Source organism: Arthrobacter sp. 2MCAF15 (assembly GCF_052115605.1).
In the GTDB taxonomy this organism is placed as follows: domain Bacteria; phylum Actinomycetota; class Actinomycetes; order Actinomycetales; family Micrococcaceae; genus Arthrobacter.
The window spans coordinates 181,273-200,030 of record NZ_JBFRGZ010000006.1; the positions used below are offsets into that span (position 1 = coordinate 181,273).

The 18,758-nt window shown below is 67.2% G+C and carries 17 protein-coding genes; 6 read left to right on the top strand and 11 right to left on the bottom strand.

What is annotated here, in order from left to right:
• Window positions 1-13: 13 nt before the first annotated feature.
• Window positions 14-1,357, bottom strand: a complete 1,344-nt coding sequence (gene hisS / locus AB4089_RS09560) for a histidine--tRNA ligase (RefSeq protein WP_441409044.1) — start codon at window positions 1,355-1,357, stop codon at window positions 14-16.
• A 275-nt stretch (window positions 1,358-1,632) separates the two neighbouring features.
• Between hisS and AB4089_RS09565 the strand changes: the two genes are divergently transcribed.
• From AB4089_RS09565 to AB4089_RS09575, 3 genes are all read left to right on the top strand, one after another.
• Window positions 1,633-2,439 carry a peptidylprolyl isomerase gene (locus AB4089_RS09565; protein WP_441409045.1) on the top strand — a complete coding sequence of 269 codons (807 nt, stop codon included), beginning with the start codon at window positions 1,633-1,635 and terminating at the stop codon, window positions 2,437-2,439.
• Between the two features lie 61 nt (window positions 2,440-2,500).
• Window positions 2,501-4,285, top strand: a complete 1,785-nt coding sequence (locus tag AB4089_RS09570; protein ID WP_441409046.1) for a DUF349 domain-containing protein — start codon at window positions 2,501-2,503, stop codon at window positions 4,283-4,285.
• Between the two features lie 275 nt (window positions 4,286-4,560).
• Window positions 4,561-5,073 (top strand): hypothetical protein, encoded by a 513-nt coding sequence (locus AB4089_RS09575; RefSeq protein WP_441409047.1) that lies wholly within the window; start codon window positions 4,561-4,563, stop codon window positions 5,071-5,073.
• Here AB4089_RS09575 and AB4089_RS09580 read toward each other — a convergent pair.
• From AB4089_RS09580 to pdxT, 9 genes are all read right to left on the bottom strand, one after another.
• Complete coding sequence (locus AB4089_RS09580; protein WP_441409077.1) at window positions 5,070-7,388, bottom strand: RelA/SpoT family protein; 2,319 nt, start codon at window positions 7,386-7,388, stop codon at window positions 5,070-5,072. The genes AB4089_RS09575 and AB4089_RS09580 overlap by 4 nt on opposite strands.
• A gap of 271 nt (window positions 7,389-7,659) precedes the next feature.
• Window positions 7,660-8,679 (bottom strand): protein translocase subunit SecF, encoded by a 1,020-nt coding sequence (gene secF / locus AB4089_RS09585; protein WP_441409048.1) that lies wholly within the window; start codon window positions 8,677-8,679, stop codon window positions 7,660-7,662.
• Window positions 8,680-10,455 carry a protein translocase subunit SecD gene (secD, locus tag AB4089_RS09590; RefSeq protein WP_441409049.1) on the bottom strand — a complete coding sequence of 592 codons (1,776 nt, stop codon included), beginning with the start codon at window positions 10,453-10,455 and terminating at the stop codon, window positions 8,680-8,682. It abuts the gene before it with no gap.
• Between the two features lie 105 nt (window positions 10,456-10,560).
• On the bottom strand, window positions 10,561-10,983 hold the full coding sequence (gene yajC, locus AB4089_RS09595; RefSeq protein WP_441409078.1) for a preprotein translocase subunit YajC: 423 nt from the start codon (window positions 10,981-10,983) through the stop codon (window positions 10,561-10,563).
• Between the two features lie 260 nt (window positions 10,984-11,243).
• Window positions 11,244-12,392, bottom strand: coding sequence for a Holliday junction branch migration DNA helicase RuvB (gene ruvB, locus AB4089_RS09600; protein WP_441409050.1), 1,149 nt, complete (start codon window positions 12,390-12,392; stop codon window positions 11,244-11,246).
• The gene (ruvA, locus tag AB4089_RS09605) at window positions 12,385-13,038 is read right to left on the bottom strand and encodes a Holliday junction branch migration protein RuvA (RefSeq protein ID WP_441409051.1); all 654 of its coding nucleotides are present in this window, start codon (window positions 13,036-13,038) and stop codon (window positions 12,385-12,387) included. Before ruvA ends, ruvB begins: the two co-directional genes overlap by 8 nt.
• A gap of 106 nt (window positions 13,039-13,144) precedes the next feature.
• Window positions 13,145-13,723: a crossover junction endodeoxyribonuclease RuvC gene (gene ruvC, locus AB4089_RS09610; RefSeq protein ID WP_441409052.1), complete on the bottom strand. Its 579-nt coding sequence runs from the start codon at window positions 13,721-13,723 to the stop codon at window positions 13,145-13,147.
• Between the two features lie 34 nt (window positions 13,724-13,757).
• Complete coding sequence (locus AB4089_RS09615) at window positions 13,758-14,513, bottom strand: YebC/PmpR family DNA-binding transcriptional regulator (RefSeq protein WP_390202728.1); 756 nt, start codon at window positions 14,511-14,513, stop codon at window positions 13,758-13,760.
• Between the two features lie 3 nt (window positions 14,514-14,516).
• On the bottom strand, window positions 14,517-15,218 hold the full coding sequence (gene pdxT / locus AB4089_RS09620) for a pyridoxal 5'-phosphate synthase glutaminase subunit PdxT (RefSeq protein WP_441409053.1): 702 nt from the start codon (window positions 15,216-15,218) through the stop codon (window positions 14,517-14,519).
• Between the two features lie 103 nt (window positions 15,219-15,321).
• Here pdxT and AB4089_RS09625 point away from each other — a divergent pair, with 103 nt between their 5' ends.
• Genes AB4089_RS09625 through AB4089_RS09635 form a run of 3 tightly spaced genes read left to right on the top strand, consistent with a single transcriptional unit; the run spans window position 15,322 to window position 17,899 of the window.
• The gene (locus AB4089_RS09625; protein ID WP_441409054.1) at window positions 15,322-16,611 is read left to right on the top strand and encodes a MurT ligase domain-containing protein; all 1,290 of its coding nucleotides are present in this window, start codon (window positions 15,322-15,324) and stop codon (window positions 16,609-16,611) included.
• Window positions 16,608-17,405: a type 1 glutamine amidotransferase gene (locus AB4089_RS09630; RefSeq protein ID WP_441409055.1), complete on the top strand. Its 798-nt coding sequence runs from the start codon at window positions 16,608-16,610 to the stop codon at window positions 17,403-17,405. Before AB4089_RS09625 ends, AB4089_RS09630 begins: the two co-directional genes overlap by 4 nt.
• A 5-nt stretch (window positions 17,406-17,410) precedes the next feature.
• On the top strand, window positions 17,411-17,899 hold the full coding sequence (locus AB4089_RS09635) for a GNAT family N-acetyltransferase (RefSeq protein WP_441409056.1): 489 nt from the start codon (window positions 17,411-17,413) through the stop codon (window positions 17,897-17,899).
• Window positions 17,900-17,944: 45 nt separating this feature from the next.
• Here the strand turns inward: AB4089_RS09635 and AB4089_RS09640 are convergent, their stop codons facing one another.
• Complete coding sequence (locus AB4089_RS09640; RefSeq protein ID WP_441409057.1) at window positions 17,945-18,715, bottom strand: alpha/beta fold hydrolase; 771 nt, start codon at window positions 18,713-18,715, stop codon at window positions 17,945-17,947.
• Between the last annotated feature and the right edge of the window lie 43 nt (window positions 18,716-18,758).

The following is an 18,758-nucleotide window of genomic DNA, read 5'->3' on the forward strand; positions in this document are numbered from 1 at the left end:
AGCGGGCAGGTAGTCAGCCGGCGGCGGTTACGCGCACATGCAGGTCCTCCTCGGAGGGCATCCACGTGTCCGGGTCGGCATCGTACTGCTCGCCCGTGCGGATGTCCTTGACCTGGTGCTTGCCGTCGTCGTCGGTGAACCAGACAAACGGAATGCCGCGCCGGTCGGCGAACTTGATCTGCTTGCCGAACTTCTCGGCCTTCGCGGCGACCTCCGTGGCGATGCCTCGGCTGCGCAGCTGCGCCGCGACATCCTGCGCCGCGCCCCAGCTGTCGTCGTTGTTGAGCGTAACCAGCACGGCCGTGGGCACGGAGCGCGTGGCCTTGGCAAGGTCCTGGCTCAGGATCCGCGACACCAGGCGGGTCACGCCGATCGAGAGGCCGACGCCGGGGAACTTGCGGTTGCCCTTGCTGGCCAAGGCGTCGTAGCGGCCGCCCGAGCAGATCGAGCCCAGCTGTTCGTGTCCCACCAGGACGGTTTCCACAACGGTGCCCGTGTAGTAGTCCAGGCCGCGGGCGATGCTCAGATCTGCCACCACCCGCCCGGGAGCGTGCAGGACGGCGGCCGCAATGACCTGTTCCAGCTCGTTCAGGCCCTCTTCCAGCAGCTCATTGGTGACGCCGAGCGCCCGGACCTGCTCCACGAAGGACGTGTCCGTGGTGCGGATGCCGGCGAGCTTCAGGGCAGCCTGAGCCTGGTCGTCCGTGGCGCCGAGCTCTTCCTTGAGCAACTCGGCGACCTTCGCGGGCCCGACCTTCTCGAGCTTGTCGATGCTGCGCAGGACGCCCGGGGTGTCTGTGAGCCCGATCCCGGTGTAGAAGCCCTCGGCCAGCTTGCGGTTGTTGATCCGCAGCAGGAAATCCGGGATGGGCAGCGCGTTGAGCGCCTCGGCGATCACGAGCGCGATTTCGACGTCATAGCGGAACGGCAGCTCGCCGTCGCCTACGACGTCGATATCCGCCTGGGTGAACTCGCGGGCGCGTCCTTCCTGGGGACGTTCGCCGCGCCAGACCTTCTGAATCTGGTAGCGGCGGAACGGGAACGCCAGGTAGCCGGCGTTCTCCACGACGTAGCGGGCGAAGGGCACCGTGAGGTCAAAGTGCAGCGCCAGGGCATGCGGGTCGGCCTTGGCGGCGCTGTCCCCCTCGTCGTCCTGGAGCCGGCTCAGGCCGTAGACCTCTTTGTCGATTTCGCCCTTGCGCAGCAGCTGCCCCACAGTTTCCACGGCGCGGGTCTCGATCGAGGAGAACCCATGGAGTTCGAACGTCCGGCGCAGCGTGTCCAGCACATGGAGTTCCACCAGCCGCTCCTCGGGAAGCCACTCGGGGAATCCTGACAGGGAGGCTGTGCGTGCCATGGTGAAATTTTCTCCTCTGGTTACCACTGCAGTACTTGGTTGCTACTGCAGTATCTTCGGGCGCAGGCGTCACGCGGCATTCTCTGTCGAAACGTAACGAAGATAAGCGGCAGACCGGCCAGTCGTGCATAAACTGTGTGCGGCAGTCAGTTTATGCGTTCGGCGCCCGCTTCTTCCAACGGAGGCGGCCCGACGGGACTGCCGGCAGCTTGCTGCTGCTGCCGCGACGGCGCCTCCGGCCCGTCACGGCCGCGGCCATACAACCAGGAGGACCATTGGCGGCCAGTTCACGCAGCGCACGTGAGGCGAAGCGGCGCGTCCAGCAGATGGAGGCCAGGCGCGGCCTGCGCCGTGACCAGGACAAGCGCCGCAAGCGCGATAACGTCATTGCCATCAGCGCCGGCACAGCGGCGATCGGCCTGGCCCTGGTCCTGCAGCTCACCGTCTTTGCGTCCAACCCGACCGAAGAACAGTTCGCGGCCGTGCAGGAGGGGTTGCAGAGCCCCTCGGCGTCCGCCACACCGACCGCTGCCCCCACCAATGCCACGAACATCCCCAAGCCCGAAACCGCCGCGGGCAAGACGTTCACCGGTGAACTCAAGCTGAACCGCGGCACGCTCGGCGTCGAACTGGACGGCACGAAGGCCCCGCAGGCCGCGGCCGTCTTCAAGTCCCTGGCCGACCAGAACTTCTACAACAACGTCAGCTGCCACCGGCTGACCACGGCCGATAACTTTGGGGTCCTCCAGTGCGGCTCCAAGGCCGGGGACGGCAGCACCGACCCGAACTACACGTGGGGCCCGCTGGAAAACACCCCGGCAGACAACAAGTACCCTGCCGGAACGATCGCCGTGGCCCGGACCGGCGGGAACGCCAACGGCAACGGTACCCAGTTCTTCATTGTGTACAAGGACACCGTCATTCCGGCAGATGCTGCCGGCGGCTATACGGTTGTGGGCAAGGTGACCTCGGGGCTCGATGTGGTGAGCGGCATTGCCGCCGCCGGACTGAAGCCCGGCGGCAACGCCACCGACGGCGCACCTGCGGAACCAGTCACGATAGACTCGTTCTCACTGAAGTGACCAGCCGCGGCCCTGAAGGCCGTGGTCCCGGTATTTCCCTCCAAGCGAAAGACTTCTAGCGGTGACAGACAGTCAGAAATCCGACGAAACATTGGCAGCATCAGCTGCCAACGAAACCGAAGCCGAGGCAACCCCGGCCCAGAGTGCCGGCAATGCCGTAGACGCGGCCGGCGACACAGCCGTATCCGCAGCCCCGGCTGCGGCAGGCGAGGACGCCGCCGAATCAGCAGAGCCCGCGGCATCCGCTGAGCCGACGGAGCCCGCCGTGGCACCGTCGGAAGAGACACCGGCCGAGCCTGCGGCTGAGGCAGTTACTGAGCCCGTGGCCGAGGCCGCACCCGTGGAGATCCCGGCCGAGCCGGCGGCTGAGACCGCTGCTGAGGCAGTTGCTGAGACCGCTGCTGAGGCAGTCGCCGAGACCGCCGTCGAGCCCGTCGCCGAGGCCGTGCCCGCTGCTACCCCGGCGCCTTCACCGGCTCCCGCGCCGGCCGCCCGGCCTGCGCCGAGCCCGGCCGCATTTGCTGCCCGGCCGAAGGCCAAGCCCTCTGCTGCCGCCCCGGCGCCCGCGCCGGCCGCCGTGTCTTCAGCCGCCTCACTGGCGGAAGCGGCCCGCTGGGGCCGCGTCGAAGGTGACGGCCACGTCTTCCTGACCGTAGACGGCACGGAATATCCCGTTGGCCAGTACCCGGGCGTCAGCGCCGACGAGGCCCTGGGCTACTTCGCCCGGAAGTTCGAGGACGTCGTGGCCCAGATCGACCTGCTTGAACAGCGGGTGAGCTCCAAGGCGCCCACCACGGACATGCAGAAGACCGTCACGCACCTGCGCGAGCAGCTCGCCGAACGCAACATGGTGGGCGACTTCCGCTCCGCCGAGGCCCGGCTGGACGCACTGGTGACCCAGATCGGCGAACTCGAAAAGGCCGAGAAGGCCGAACACGACGCCGTCCGGGCAGCTGAGCTTGCCGCCCGCGAGGCCATCGTGGCCGAGGCCGAGGAAATCGCCGGCCACGATCCCGCGCAGATCCAGTGGAAGACCTCCAGCGCGCGGATGAACGAACTCTTCGAGAGCTGGAAGACCGCGCAGAAGAGCGGCGTCCGGCTCGGCCGCAGCAACGAGGACGCGCTGTGGAAGCGGTTCCGCGCCGCCCGCACCGTTTTCGACCGGCACCGCCGCGCCTACTTCTCGCAGCTGGACAGCAACAATTCGGCAGCCAAGGCCGCCAAGGAGAAGCTGATCGCCGAAGCCGAGGCCCTTTCGTCCTCGACCGACTGGGGATTTGCCGCGGGCGAGTACCGCCGCCTGATGGATGAATGGAAGGCCTCCCCGCGCGCCAGCCGCAAGGACGACGACGCCCTGTGGGCCCGCTTCCGCGCCGCGCAGGATGTCTTCTTCACCAACCGGCAGGCAGCCAACGACGAGATCGACCAGGAATACGGTGCGAACTTGGTGGTGAAGGAAGCGCTCCTCGTGGAGGCCAACGAGCTCCTGCCGATCAAGGACCTCGCGGCCGCCAAGAAGGCGCTTCAGTCCATCCGGGACCGCTGGGAAGAAGCCGGCAAGGTTCCGCGCGCGGACATGGGCCGCATCGAGGCCGGCCTGCGGAAGGTGGAGGACGCCGTCCGCCACGCCGAGGAAGAAAACTGGAAGCGCTCCAACCCGGAGACCAAGGCGCGCACCAACAGCGCCCTGACCCAGCTCGAAACCGCCATCGCCGGCCTCAAGGAAGACCTGGCCAAGGCGGAGAAGGCCGGCGACGAGCGCAAGATCCAGGCAGCCCGGGAGGCCCTCGAGGCACGCCAGGCCTGGCTGGAGCAGCTCGAGCGCTCGGCGAGCGAACTCTCCTAGCCATACGGCCCACCAGCAAGCCTGTCCAGGCCCCGTTTCGGTTATCCACATGACCGGACCGGGGCCTGTTCTATGCCCGCGGAACGGGCAACGATGGCTGAATGGTACTCACGCCCCGCACCCCCGGCGCCTTTCCGGGGCCGCCTGTTCACGGGCCGCCTGTTTCGGGACCGCCTGTACAGGGGCCGCATGTTTCGGGGCCGCCTGCGCGGGGACCGGAGCCCGGCGAACTCTACTCTCCCGGCGCCCTGTTCTCCTGGCCGGAGCTGCAGGCCATGGCCGCCGACGGCGTGCTCACGCAGCTCTATCAGCGCGGCTACCTGCCACCTGGAGCACACCCCAGTCCGCAGCTCCGTGCCCGCGCCGCGTCCCTGGCGGTGGCGCCGGCGATCAGGCAGCGCGTGGTGGCGGGGCGGATGACCGCGGCGTGGATCTACGGGTGCGCGGCAGAGCCGGACCGTCTTGCCCTGCTGGTTGACGCCAACCGGCGGATTTCCAGCCTGAGGTCCGTGCGCGGCTGCACGTTCCACGAAGTTCGGTTGGGGCCGTTCGACGTCGTCAGCATGGGCGGCCTGATGGTCTCCAGCCCGCTGCGCACGGCCCAGGACATAGCGCTGCACGTCGACGCGGACCGGGCCGTTCCGGCCCTGAGGGCCCTGTTGGCCCGGCCCGAACTGGGCGTTCGCCTCCGGCTGCTCAGGCTTGCCGTCGACGCGAGCCCGCGCCTGCCGCACAAACGGGCGGCGTTAGCGAAGCTCGCCGCCCTCGCTGCGCCGCCGGCGGGCTAGCTGCGGCGGCGGTTTCCGGTGGTGCGGTACACGTCGAAGACGCCGTCGATCCGGCGAACAGCGCTCAGCACGTGGCTGAGGTACTTCGGGTCGCCCATTTCGAAGGCAAACTTGGAGATTGCCACCCGGTCCGTGGACGTGTGGACGCTCGCCGCCAGGATGTTGACGTGGTTTTCGGAGAGCACCCGGGTGACGTCGGAGAGCAACGACTTGCGGTCCAGCGCCTCGACCTGGATCTCCACGAGGAACACGCTGGACTGCGTCGGCGCCCAGTCCACTTCGACGATCCGGTCCGGCTGGTCCATCAGGCCGCTCACGTTGGTGCAATCGGTCCTGTGCACGGAGACACCGGAACCGCGGGTGACAAACCCGAGGATCGGGTCCGGCGGGACCGGAGTGCAGCATCGGGCCAGCTTCACCCACACATCGTCCACGCCGCGGACAACAACACCGGAATCGGAGAAACGGGCCTTGCTGACCTGGGTGGGGATGGACACCTCGGCGAGGTCATCGTCCGGTTGTTCGTTCCCGCCGAGGCTCTCCACCAGGCGTTCCATGACGGACTGCGCGGAGGTGTGTCCGTCGCCCACGCCGGCGTAGAGCCCGGAGATGTCGGCATACTTGAAGTCTTCCGCGATCGCCGCGAGGGCGTCGTGGGTCATGAGCCGCTGCAGCGGGAGGTTCTGCTTCCGCATCGCCTTGGTCAGCAGGTCCTTGCCGCGGTCGATCGCTTCCTCGCGGCGTTCCTTGCTGAACCACTGCCTGATCTTGTTCCGGGCCCTGGCGCTCTTGACGAAGTGCTGCCAGTCCTGGCTGGGGCCGGCGCCTTCGGCCTTGGAGGTAAAGATCTCAACCCAGTCGCCGTGGTTCAGTTCGCTGTTGAGCGGGACAAGCTTGCCGTTGACGCGGGCGCCAATGGTCCGGTGGCCCACCTCGGTGTGCACGGCGTAGGCGAAGTCCACGGGCGTGGATCCTGCCGGGAGGGCCATGACCTCGCCCTTGGGGGTGAAGACGAACACTTCCCGGGCGTTGATTTCAAACCGCAACGAGTCAAGGAACTCGCCGGGGTCCGAGGTCTCCTGCTGCCAGTCCACGAGGGAGCGCAGCCAGCCCATGTCGCCGTCGCGCGGGCTTCCGGGGCCGGCGGCCGTCCGGTTCGGCTGGTCCTTGTACTTCCAGTGCGCGGCCACGCCGTATTCGGCGCGCCGGTGCATTTCATGGGTGCGGATCTGGATTTCCACCGGTTTGCCGCCCGGACCGATCACCGTGGTGTGCAGCGACTGGTACATGTTGAACTTGGGCATCGCGATGTAGTCCTTGAACCGCCCGGGCAGCGGGTTCCAGCGCGAGTGCATCGCGCCCAGGGCCGCGTAGCAGTCCCGGACCGAGTCGACCAGGACGCGGACGCCCATGAGGTCGTTGATGTCGTCGAAGTCTTTGTCGCGGACGATCATCTTCTGGTAGATCGAGTAGTAGTGCTTTGGCCGCCCAGTGATGGTGGCCTTGATTTTCGCCGCCCGCAGGTCCTCGGTGATCTGGTTGCGGATGACGGACAGGTTCTTTTCACGCTCCGGGGTCCGGTCCCCCACCATGCGCACGATTTCCTCGTACACCTTCGGATACAGCGCGGCGAAGGACAGATCCTCCAGTTCCCACTTGATGGTGTTCATGCCGAGCCGGTGGGCCAGGGGTGCGAAGATTTCCAGGGTTTCGCGCGCCTTGCGGGCCGAGGACTCCGCCGAGACGAAGCGCCACGTCCGGGCGTTGTGGAGCCTGTCGGCGAGTTTGATCATCAGGACCCGGATGTCCTTGGCCATGGCGACGACCATCTTGCGCACGGTCTCGGACTGGGCCGCCTCACCAAAGCTGACCTTGTCCAGTTTGGTGACACCGTCCACCAGCATGGCCACTTCCGGGCCGAACTCGGCCTTCAGGTCAGCCAGCGTGTAGGAGGTGTCCTCGACAGTGTCGTGCAGCAGGGCTGCGGCCAGCGTCGTGCCGCTGAGGCCGAGCTCGGCGAGAATGGTGGCCACCGCTACCGGGTGCGTGATGTACGGGTCCCCACTCTTGCGCTTTTGGCCCCGGTGGCAGCGCTCGGCAACCACGAAGGCGCGCTGGATGAGGTCGAAGTCCTCTTTGGGGTTGTTGGCACGGACCGTGCGCAGCAGCGGTTCGAGAATCGGTGAGTATGCGGGGGCGCCGCGGCCCGTCAGCCGGGCGAGGCGTGACCTCGTGCGTTCGCGCCGGCCCGGAAAGGTCGGCCGGGCGCCCGAGTTGTCGACGGGCACGGGAACATCGGGACGTCCGTGAACCACAAGGTCAGTCTGAGAACCCTGGCCTTGGGCCTTGTCCGCTGGCGCCTCCGGCACCGGCGTCGAACGTTCTTCCAATGGAGCACCTCTCGCGACGGTCAATTATTCAAGTGTATTCCCGCAGCAGGATACTTCGATAACCGGCCGTGATACGGCGACGGGCCGGAGTCCGTCACAAAGGACGGTCTCCGGCCCGCCTGCTGTCCGCTCAGGGCGGTCCAGGCATTGGTCCCGGCATCACCGAGGCATCACAGCAACGCGGTAGCGCCTGCGTTCAGGCTGTGGCAGGCGACGCCAGAGACGTGGCCTTCGCTGCCGCGTCGGCGCGACGCTGTTCCACCCGCTTGGCCTGCTTGAGCAGGTCAGGTTCGCCCTGCCGCAGGGCGGCGTACAGCGGCGCCGCGATGAAGATCGTGGCCGCGGTGCCCACCAGGATGCCCACGAACAGCGCCAGGGACAGGTCCCGCAGGGTTCCGGCGCCCAGCAGCCCGGCACCGATGAAGAGGATCGCGCCGACCGGGAGGATCGCCACCACCATGGTGTTGATGGAGCGGACCAGGGTCTGGTTGATGGCGAGGTTGACCTCCTCGGCGAAGGTCCGCCGGGTGGAGGCCTGGATGTCCGAGGTGTTCTCGCGGATCTTGTCGAACACCACCACGGTGTCGTACAGCGAATAGCTGAGCACCGTCAGGAAGCCGATGATGGCCGACGGCGTCACTTCGAAGTCACTGAGGCCGTAGACACCGGCGGTGATGAACATCGTGACGGCCATGCCGACAAGTGCCGAGACGGACATCTTCCAGGTCCGGAAGTACAGCGCCATGAGGACGGCGGCCAGGCCCACGAATATTGCCAGGCCCATCAGTGCCTGCTTCGTGACGTCAGCGCCCCAGGTGGGGCCAACAAAGGTCGACGTCACTTCGTTATCCGTCACGCCGTAGGCCGTGGTGAGGCCTTCCTTGATCTGCAGCGTCTCGTCGTCGCTGAGCTTGTCCGTCTGGATACGCATGGTGGTGCCGGCGACGTTGGCCACGCGCGGCACAGACCCCGCCACGACGTCCTTGACGGCCTTCTCGCCGAGGGACGCGTCGGTGGTCTTCACGTTAGAGACTGTGAACTCGGACCCGCCACGGAATTCGATGCCGAGGTTGAAGCCGCCCTTGGCTATCGGGATCAGGATCGAGAGGGCCACGGCAATCCCGGCAATCAGGAACCAGATCTTCTTTTTAGCGACAAAGTCGTACGAGCGCTTGCCCGAATACAACTCATTGCCGAACGTTGAGAAGTTGACCATTTACTTGCCCTCCTTGGACGCGCTCTTGGAGGAACCGGCGAGCTGCTCCTGTTGTGCCTGCTCCTGCCTTTCGGCGAGACGGCGTTCTGCAATGGTCATCCGGCGCTCGGCCTCGGCGGCGGCGCCGGTGTTCTTTGCGCGCACCACCGCCACGGGCTTGTCTTCCGGAGTGCGGACCCGGCCGGCTCCGCGGTACAGCGGGACGGCGCCCAGGCGCTTCGGGTCCAGACCCGAGAACCTGTGGCCTTCGCCGAAGAACTTGGTCCGGGCCAGCAGCTGCAGGGTCGGGTGGGTGAACATGAAGACGACGATGAGGTCGGCGATCGCTGTAAGGCCAAGGGTGAACGCGAAGCCGCGGACGTTGCCCACAGCCACGAAGAACAGCACCACGGCCGCGAGGAGGTTCACGGCCTTGGAGGCGAGGATAGTGCGCTTGGCCCGCTTCCAGCCGTTTTCGACGGCCGAGACCAGGCCGCGGCCCTCACGGAGCTCATCACGGATGCGTTCGAAGTAGACGATGAACGAGTCCGCCGTTTGGCCGATGGCCACGATCAGGCCGGCCACACCGGCGAGGGACAACCGGTAGTTCTCCGTCCAGCCGAGGATGGCGATCGCCAGGAACGTCAGCACACCGGCAATCACGAGGGACGCCACGGTCACCAGGCCAAGGGCCCGGTACTGGAACAGCGAGTAGACGACCACCAGGAGCAGGCCGATCAGGCCGGCGAGCATACCCATGCGCAGTTGCTCCCCGCCGAGGGTCGCAGAAATCTGCTGCTCACTTTGGATCTCGAAGCTGATCGGCAGGGCACCGAAACGCAGCTGGTCGGAGAGGGCCTTAGCGGATTCCTCGGTGAACCCGCCGGTGATCTGCGGCCGGCCGTCGGTGATGACGGCGAGCGAACGCGGGGCGGAGATGACCTGGTCGTCCAGGACAATCGCGAACTGGGCCTTGGGGTCGGAGCCGCTCTGGCCGCCGCCGGCGGCATAGAACTGGTACAGGCGCTCGGTGACTTCCTTGAACTTGGCGGTGCCGGCGTCGTCAAACTGGATGTTGACGGCCCATTCATTGGTCACGGCACCCTGGGCGCCGCGCTGCAGCTGGAACGAGGAGGACTTGATGTTCGAGCCCTTCACCTCAACCGGACCGAGGATGTACTTGATGGCAGGCGATTTCGCTGTCGCGGGCTCACAGGTCACCAGCGGCTTGGTCGGGTCTGAACGCTTCTGCTTGTCCTGGGAAGGGTTGTCGCAGTCGAGGGCCTGAAACTGCTTGTAGACCTCGGGGGTAATCCAGTTCTCGTCGCTGCTGTTGGCCGGCGCGGCCGTCGGCTTGGGCAGCTGGGCGTCCGGGGTCCGGGACGCCTCGGGGACGGCTGCGCCGGCGCCCGTCTGGATCACGGGACGGAAGTTCATGTCGGCGGAGGCCTGGATCAGGGCGCGGGTTTCCTTGGCGGGAGTTCCCGGCAGGCTGACCACGACGTTGCGGCCGGACTGCGTGCTGATTTCAGCTTCCGCGACACCCGAGCCGTCCACGCGCTGACGGATGATCGCCACGGCCTGGTTGAGCTGGTCTTCGGTGATGCCCGAACCGCCCTCAACCTTGGGCGCCAGGATCATCTGTGTGCCGCCTTCCAGGTCCAGGGCGAGCTTTGGAGCCCAGCTGGCCTGGCCGGCAATGGTGCCGCCCGCCAAGACAGCCGTCATGGCGGCGATGAGTACGCCAAGCCAGACCAGCATCCTGATGGCTGAGTTTTTGGGGCCAGTTCGTGCCATTGTCGATCTTTCTTTTATTTGCGGCGGATCCGCCGGCGCGGGCTCTGGGCCCCCGCCGGCGGATGCCCGCAACCGTTGCTTCGCGGGATAGCTCAGGTAGGCAGACTAGCTGTCTTTTTTACCTTCGTCATTGAGGCGGCGCAGGGTTTCCTCGGGAGTTTCATTGCGGGGTGCGTCGCTGAGCGGGGCGGTGCCCTCCGTGCCCTCGGCGCTGAGCTTGTCGGCAGTCAGCGAGGACGCGTCGTCGGGAACAACGGTCGGCTCCTCGGCGGCGACAACCGGCTCCACAATTTTGGTGACGGCCTGGCGGTGCACGGTGGCCGTGTTGCCGGGGGACAGTTCCAGGGTGACCTTGTTCTCCGCTTCATCGATCTCGACGATCCGGCCGAACAGGCCAAAGCTCGTCATGACCTCGACACCAGGTTCGAACTTGGACTGGAGCTGTGCCTGCTGCTGCTGGGTCTTCTTGTTGCGGCGGAACATCATGAAGACGAAAAGTCCGAGCAGGACGAAGAGGAGAATCGTCATGATGTCGATGCCGCCGCCGGCCTGCGGCTGGGTCTGGGCAGAAATAAGTCCGAACACAGGGATTGTTCCGTTCTGTACTTGCATAGCTGTTTTTCAGCAACGTCCGTTTGCTCCGGGCGGCGCGGGCAGGGGTCTGCGCAGCAAGCCGGCAGAGAGACCATCCCCAGCCGCCGGCGGCTACCTGCTCTCCGCCCACGGAAACAAAACCCGAACGTGCCGAGCGTCATTCCAGTCTAAAGGGAAAAGCTGAAGGAAACGTGCTAGCGGCCGTTTCGGATCCACTGGGGACTGGTTTCTTCACCGAGATCGCCGCCGGACCCGCCCGGCTGGCCCTCGCTGGGCTCACCCTCCGGGTCCCCGCCCAGCTCATCGGCCTGGAACAACTCCAGCGGATCCTGCCCGAAGACGCCGGCCGGAACGGCGAAGCCCAAATGGGTCCACGCCGGCGCCAGGGCAATGCGGCCCCGCGGGGTCCGGCCCAGCAGCCCTTCACGCACCAGGTAAGGCTCGGCGACCGTTTCCACGGTCTCCGTTTCCTCACCGACGGCGATCGCGAGGGTGGACAGGCCCACGGGCCCACCGCCGAATTTCGTGATAAGGGCTTCGAGGACTGCACGGTCCAGCCGGTCCAGGCCGCGCTTGTCTACCTCATACATGTCCAGTGCCGCGGACGCCGCCCGGGCATCAATTTGCTCGATACCGTGCACGAGCGCCCAGTCCCGGACCCGGCGCAGGAGCCGGTTGGCGATGCGCGGCGTGCCCCGGGAGCGTCCGGCGATCTCGCTGAATCCCGCCGAATTGACCTTCAGGTCCAGGAGGCCGGCCGAACGGCGCAGGACCAGTTCCAGCTCCTCCACGGAGTAAAACTCCAAGTGGCCGGTGAAACCGAACCGGTCCCGCAGCGGCCCGGGGAGCAGGCCGGCCCGCGTGGTGGCGCCCACCAGCGTGAAGGGCGGCAATTCCAGCGGGATGGCCGTGGCGCCGGCGCCCTTGCCGACGACGATGTCGACGCGGAAGTCCTCCATCGCCATGTACAGCATTTCCTCAGCCGGCCTGGACATGCGGTGGATTTCGTCCAGGAACAGGACCTCACCCTCCGAAAGGGAGGACAGGATGGCTGCGAGGTCGCCCGCATGCTGGATGGCCGGGCCACTGCTGATCCGCAGCGGGACGTTCATTTCGGCTGCGATGATCATGGACAGCGTCGTCTTGCCCAGGCCGGGAGGGCCGGAGAGCAGCACGTGGTCTGCGCTGCGGCCGCGCATGCGTGAGGCCTCCAGGACGAGGGAAAGCTGCTTGCGGACCCGGTGCTGGCCCACGAAGTCGTGCAGGTTCTTGGGCCGGAGTGCGGCTTCGATGACGCGCTCCTCCGGCTCCTCTCCCCCGGCGACGATCGACTGCTCAGCCACGCGCGCCTACCCGGTTACCGGCGCGGGCGCCGTCCTGGCCCAGCCACCGCAGGGTTGCGCGGAGGATTTCGGCCACGTTGCCGTTCTCGGCCAGGTCCGGGGAATCGGCCAGGGATTTCTCGATGCTGGCGGTGGCATCCTTTTCGGACCAGCCAAGGCTGGTCATCGCGGCGACAACCTGCGGCTTCCAAACGGATTCCGCGGAAGCCAAGGGGAGCGGCGCGCCGGGCGCACCCGCAGTGCCGTGCGGGACGAGTTTGCCGGCGAGCTCCAGCACGATCCGGCCGGCCACCTTCGGCCCGATTCCGGGGACCTTCGTGAAGGCCTTGCCGTCGCCGGAGTGGGCGGCCACCCGAATGGCTTCCGGTTCGTGGACGGCAAGCACAGCCAGGGCGAGGCGGGGACCGACACCGCTGACGCTGAGCAGCACGTCAAACACTTCGCGCTCGTCGTCGCTGCCGAAGCCGAACAGGGTCAGCGAGTCCTCCCGCACGATCAGCGAGGTGAAGAGCTTCCCCTCCTCGCCCACCCGGAGCCCGCTGAGGGTCTGCGGCGTGGCATTGACGCTCATGCCCGCACCGTTGAGGTCGATCACGGCGGAGGACAGGCCAACATGCGCAACGGTTCCGCGAAGAAAACTAATCAAGGCCGGGCTCCTGGGTCTGCAGCCGGCCAAAACACAGATGGCAAGCCGGCTATCCGAACATATCTACGAATACCCTACCAAGCCCAGCGGCGGCACAGGCGGACATTTAGCGCGCACGGCGCGCTTTTGCCTCCGCGTCCGCCCATGCCCGCTGGGCCGGCGTGAGCGACTGGCTGCCCGGCCCCGTCGTCGACACAGCGGCGCCGCTGCCGGCCCGCCAGGCGTGGGTGATTGCCAGTGCCAGGGCGTCGGCGGCGTCGGCCGGGCGCGGTGGCGCATCCAGCCGGAGGATCTTCGTTACCAGTTTGGTCACGGCGTCCTTGTTTGATGTTCCACTGCCAGTGACCGCGGCCTTGACCTCGGACGGGGTGTGCAGCGCCACCGGGATGCCGCGGCGCGCGGCGGCGGCAATCACCACGCCAGAGGCCTGCGCCACCCCCATGACCGTGCTGACGTTGAGCTGGGAAAACACCCGCTCCACGGCGAGGACGTGGGGTTCGTACTTGTCCAGCCATTCATCAATGGACGTGGCAATGACCAGCAGCCGCTGGTCCAGGCTCTCCTCGGGGGAGGTTCCCACGACGCCGAAGGCCACCATGGTGGCCCGCCGGTTCTTTTCGACGTCGACGACGCCGATCCCGCAACGGGTGAGGCCCGGGTCAACCCCCAGGACGCGCAGGGTCAAGACCGGGCCTCAAAATCACGGCTAGGTGAGCGTGTCACTCGGCTTCCAGTGCGGCCTGCACTTCGTCGCTGAGGTCGGCGTTGCTGTAGACGTTCTGGACGTCGTCGAGCTCTTCCAGGGCGTCCACGAGCTTCATGAACTTCTTGGCGGCATCGAGGTCCAGCGGCACCTGCATGGACGGCACGAACTCGGCCTCATCGGTGTCGTAGTCAATTCCGGCTTCCTTGAGCGCATCGCGGATGGCCTGGAGGTCGGTCGGCTCCGAGTGGATCTCGAAGGTGTCTCCGTTGTCCTTGACTTCCTCGGCGCCGGCGTCGAGCACTGCCATCAGGACGTCGTCCTCGCTCAAGCCGTTCTTGGGCAGGGACACGACGCCCTTGCGGCTGAAGAGGTAGCTGACCGAACCGGGATCGGCGATCGTGCCGCCGTTGCGGGAGATGGCGAGCCGGACCTCGGAGGCGGCACGGTTCTTGTTGTCCGTGAGGCACTCGATCAGCAGCGCGGACCCCTGCGGGCCGCGGCATTCGTACATGATCTCGGTGTAGTCGACGACCTCGCCGGTGAGGCCGGCGCCGCGCTTGATGGCGCGGTCGATGTTGTCCGCGGGCACCGAGGTCTTCTTGGCCTTGGTGACAGCAAGTTCCAGGCTCGGGTTGCCGGAAAGGTCCGGGCCGCCCATGCGCGCGGCGACTTCGATGTTCTTGATCAGCTTGGCGAACGACTTGGCCCGGCGGCTATCAAGGATGGCCTTCTTATGCTTGGTCGTCGCCCATTTGGAGTGGCCTGACATGCTTTACGCTTCTCCTCTGATCATTCGAATAAACAGTTCATGCACGCGCTTTTCCCCCGTCACTTCCGGGTGGAAGGAGGTGGCCAGCAGCTTGCCGGAACGCACAGCAACAATTCTAGCCGTCCCGTCCAATGATTCGGGGTGGCCGGCTTTGGACGGTTCCACCTGGGCGAGGACCTCCACGCCGTCGCCGACGCGCTCCACCCACGGCCCACGGATGAAGACGGCATGGACAGGCGCCACGACGCCGGCGTCGGCGCTGAAGCCGAGCCCCCGGAAGTCAAGGTCCGTCTCGAAGGACTCGCGCTGCCGGCCAAAGGCGTTGCGGCGCACGGTGATGTCCAGCCCGCCGAACGTCTGCTGCGGGTTGCCGGCAAGGTCCGTGGCCGCGTCCGCGATCTCGTCCGCCAGCAGGATCATGCCGGCGCACGAGCCGTAGACGGGCAGGCCAGCCTGGATGTGTTTGCGCAGCGGATCCCGGAGGCCGAAGATCCTGGAGAGCTTGTCGATCGTGGTCGATTCGCCGCCGGGGATGATCAGGCCGTCCAGGCCGTCAAGTTCGGCGGGGCGTCGGATCCCGACGCCGGTTGCACCGGCGGCTTCGACGGCGTGCAGATGCTCCCGGAAATCGCCCTGGAGCGCCAGGACGCCGATCCGGAGACCCGAACCCACGCGGGATTCAGGGAGGAAAGAGGGGGTGGTCATCCCCACAGCATAATGCTCTGCGCCCGCGCGGTACGCATGGAGGTCGCCTGCACGGGCCCCCTGCGTCCGGGTTCCATGCCTCTGCTGGGATATATTACAGAGCATGCTTTACTTCAGCGTTCCGCTCGGCAAGCTCGTCCGCCGGGTCTCCCGGCTCAGGGGCGGAGGCTCGGCCCTTCCCGGGCTTGTGGTCGAAAAAATCGATCCCGGTTTCATGCAGCGGACACTGTCCGAGCTGCCGCTGGGGGTCGCCGTCGTCAGTGGCACGAACGGAAAGACGACCACCACGAAAATGGTGGTGGAGCTGCTCGAGAGCCAGGGGCTGAAGGTCTTCACCAACCGTACCGGGAGCAACTTCACCCGCGGCGTCGCCGCGGCGCTCCTGGGCGAGGTGGACTGGCGCGGCCGGCTCGATGCCGACGTCGCGGTCCTGGAACTGGACGAGGCGCATGCGGTGCACTTCGTCAACAAGGTCCCGCCGCGCTACAGCCTCCTGCTCAACGTCCTCCGCGACCAGCTGGACCGTTTCGGCGAGATCGACAAGACCGCCGACCTGCTCCAGCACATCGCGTCCAAGACCACCGGGACCGTGGTCCTGAACCGGGAAGACCCCCGCGTCGCCCGGATCGCCCAGACCCTGGACGGTCCCGAGGTGCTCTACTTCGGGCTGGACGATTCGCTGCTGAGCACCTTCCCCAACGATGACGACATGCGCGCGGCGCCGGGGAGCCCGGTGCCGGCAGCCCCTGCCCGGGCGGACGCCGACGTCGTGCTGCGCCGCGTGGGCGCCGATGACGCCGATTTCGAGTACGACGGCGCGACGGTCACCACGGCCATGAAGTTGCGCGGTGTCTACAACATCTTCAACGCCGCCGCCGCACTGACCCTGGCGCGGGCGATCTCTGGTGCCCGCGGCACGGGCACCGACCAGGCGGGCCTGCTCACGGCCCTGTCCAAGGTGGCTCCGGCGTTCGGCCGCGGCGAAAGCCTGGTGGTCGACGGCCTGCCGCTGGAACTGGTGCTGGTCAAGAACCCCAGCGGCTTCCGGCTCGGCCTGAAATCCTTCCCGGCCGCCGGATACGCCACGATGATCGCGATCAACGACAACTACGCGGACGGCCGGGACATGTCCTGGCTCTGGGACGTCGAATTCGACACCCTTCGCGACGACGGCGTGGACCAGCTCACCGGTTCCCGCGCCTACGACATGGCGCTGCGGCTGCAGTACGACGACGTCGCCATCGGCGCCGTCGACACCGAGATCGCGCCGGCGCTGGCGGCCTTCATCCGCGGCGGCCAGGGCAAGCCAAAGAGGATCTTCTGCACCTACACGGCCATGCTCGCCATCCGTCGCGAGCTGTCCAAAATCACCACAGTGGAGGTGGTCTCATGACCCCCCGGTCCCCCGAAGCCCCGCACGAGCCCTCCTTCGGGCACGAGCTGCCGCCCGAACATTCCGCGGCCCCCGGCAAGGGAACCATCCGGGTCCTGCAGCTCTACCCGCGGGACATGAACATCTACGGCGACTGGGGCAACGCCCTGGTCCTCGCCCAGCGGCTGCGCTGGCATGGCTACACGCCGGAACTGCTCGAATACAACGTTGGTGACGAGTTCCCGGCGGAGGTGGACCTCATCGTCGGTGGCGGCGGGCAGGACAGCGGCCAGCTCGTCATCCAGGACGATCTCCTTTCGCGCGAGTCCGCGCTGAGGCAGCTTGCGGATGACGGCACGCCGATGCTCGTGATTTGCGGGCTGTACCAGCTCTTCGGGAAGTTCTTCAAGACCCGGCTCGGCTCGGTCCTGCCGGGCATCGGCATCCTGGACGTGGAGACCCACGGCACCGACGAGCGCCTGATCGGCAACGTCACCGTCTCCTCCCCCGAGTTCGGCAGCATCCTGGGCTATGAGAACCACAGCGGGCAGACCACGCTGGGACCCGGCGTCCAACCGCTCGGCACCACCTCCAAGGGCACCGGGAACAACAGCACCGACGGCCAGGAAGGGGCCCGTTACAACAACATCGTGGCGAGCTACCTGCACGGGTCGTTGCTGCCCAAGAACCCGGCCCTCGCGGACTTCCTGATCCGGACCGCCGTCGAACGCAAGTACGGCAGCTTCACGCCGGGCGCTCCGGACGATTCCTACGCTGTGCTGGCGCGGGAACATGCCGCCCGCCGGCCCCGCTGACCCGGATGGCAGGCACTCCCGAAGGGACGATCCTGATCGGGCGCGACACCCCGGAGCGTCCGGACGTCCTGCAGCTTCTGGACGAGCACCTCGCCGACATGTACGCGACCTCCCCGCCGGAGAGCGTCCACGCCCTTGACCCCGCGGCACTGGCCGGGCCGGGCATCAGCTTCTGGACCGCCCGGGATGACACGCGGCTGTTGGGCTGCGCAGCGCTGAAACACCTCGCTCCCGGCGACGCCGAGATCAAGTCCATGCGCACCGCGGCAGCAGCCCGCGGGCGCGGCGTTGCCTCGGCACTGCTCCGCCATCTCCTGGCGGAGGCCCGGCACAGTGGGTGCCGGCGGTTGTTCCTGGAGACGGGGAGCCAGGAATTTTTCGCTCCCGCCCGGCGGCTCTACGAGCGGCACGGCTTTGTGGAGTGCCCGCCGTTCGCCGGCTACCAGCCCGACCCCAACAGCGTCTTCATGATCCTGGAGCTCGACGCCGGATAACTTCCGCGCAGACCGCTGGGGACAGCGACCCCGGGTTGGGGCCCGCTACCGGCTCCGGACAAAGGCCAGGACGTCCCGCGGCACCCGCCGGCTGGATCCCGCCCGGACGTGCCCCCACCGCTCATAGATGATCAGGGTGCAGTCCGGAATCAGCCGGGCCGTCTCCTCCGCCACTGCCCTCGGGAAGAACGCGTCCCGGCCGCCGCAGAGCAGCAGGACCGGCGGCCGGATGAGCGGCAGGACCGACCGCGCGTCGAAGGCCAGCCCGGCCCGGGCTTCGGTGAGCACGTCCGCGGCCGGGCAGCCGGGCCGCCCCAGCACGCGCCTGCCAACGACGAGTCCCAGCAGCTCCCGAAGCCAGCGGGTCCGCTGACCCGGGAGGACGTACTCCGTCAGGGCGGTCCCGGCGCGGCTTGGGTCTCCGGCGGCGACGGCGGCGGCCATCCGGTGATCCACGTCCTTGCCCCACGGGCTGAGCTCGGCTGCCGTGACCACTAGGGCGATGTGCCCGAAGGATTCCGGATGGCGCGCGGCCAGGCACTGCCCGATCATCCCGCCGAAGGACTTGGCCAGCACCAGATCGATCCGGCCGCCGAACTCCTCCGCAATCAAGTGGGCGTAGTCCTCGGCCATGTCGGCGCTGGTGTGCGAGGCCGGCATGTTCCGCCGGCGGGTGACAATCCAGATGGCGTAGCCGGCCTCCAAGTAGGCATCAAACTCCCGCCGGAACAGTTCCCCCAGCAGCCCGTGCGGCACAACGCTCCCCGGGCCGCCCTGGACGTAGAGCAGGGACTTGGCACCCCGGCCCCACGTCACGTATTCCATCCCGTTGCGGAATACCCCGCTCCGCGGTGCCCGA

What these genes read in the sequence shown, in the direction of transcription:
- hisS (WP_441409044.1), bottom strand. Translation starts at nt 1,357, where the DNA reads ATGGCACGCACAGCCTCCCTGTCAGGATTCCCCGAGTGGCTTCCCGAG.
- AB4089_RS09575 (WP_441409047.1), top strand. Translation starts at nt 4,561, where the DNA reads ATGGCCGCCGACGGCGTGCTCACGCAGCTCTATCAGCGCGGCTACCTG.
- secF (WP_441409048.1), bottom strand. Translation starts at nt 8,679, where the DNA reads ATGGTCAACTTCTCAACGTTCGGCAATGAGTTGTATTCGGGCAAGCGC.
- secD (WP_441409049.1), bottom strand. Translation starts at nt 10,455, where the DNA reads ATGGCACGAACTGGCCCCAAAAACTCAGCCATCAGGATGCTGGTCTGG.
- yajC (WP_441409078.1), bottom strand. Translation starts at nt 10,983, where the DNA reads ATGACGATTCTCCTCTTCGTCCTGCTCGGACTTTTCGTCTTCATGATG.
- AB4089_RS09615 (WP_390202728.1), bottom strand. Translation starts at nt 14,513, where the DNA reads ATGTCAGGCCACTCCAAATGGGCGACGACCAAGCATAAGAAGGCCATC.
- pdxT (WP_441409053.1), bottom strand. Translation starts at nt 15,218, where the DNA reads ATGACCACCCCCTCTTTCCTCCCTGAATCCCGCGTGGGTTCGGGTCTC.
- AB4089_RS09625 (WP_441409054.1), top strand. Translation starts at nt 15,322, where the DNA reads ATGCTTTACTTCAGCGTTCCGCTCGGCAAGCTCGTCCGCCGGGTCTCC.
- AB4089_RS09630 (WP_441409055.1), top strand. Translation starts at nt 16,608, where the DNA reads ATGACCCCCCGGTCCCCCGAAGCCCCGCACGAGCCCTCCTTCGGGCAC.
- AB4089_RS09635 (WP_441409056.1), top strand. Translation starts at nt 17,411, where the DNA reads ATGGCAGGCACTCCCGAAGGGACGATCCTGATCGGGCGCGACACCCCG.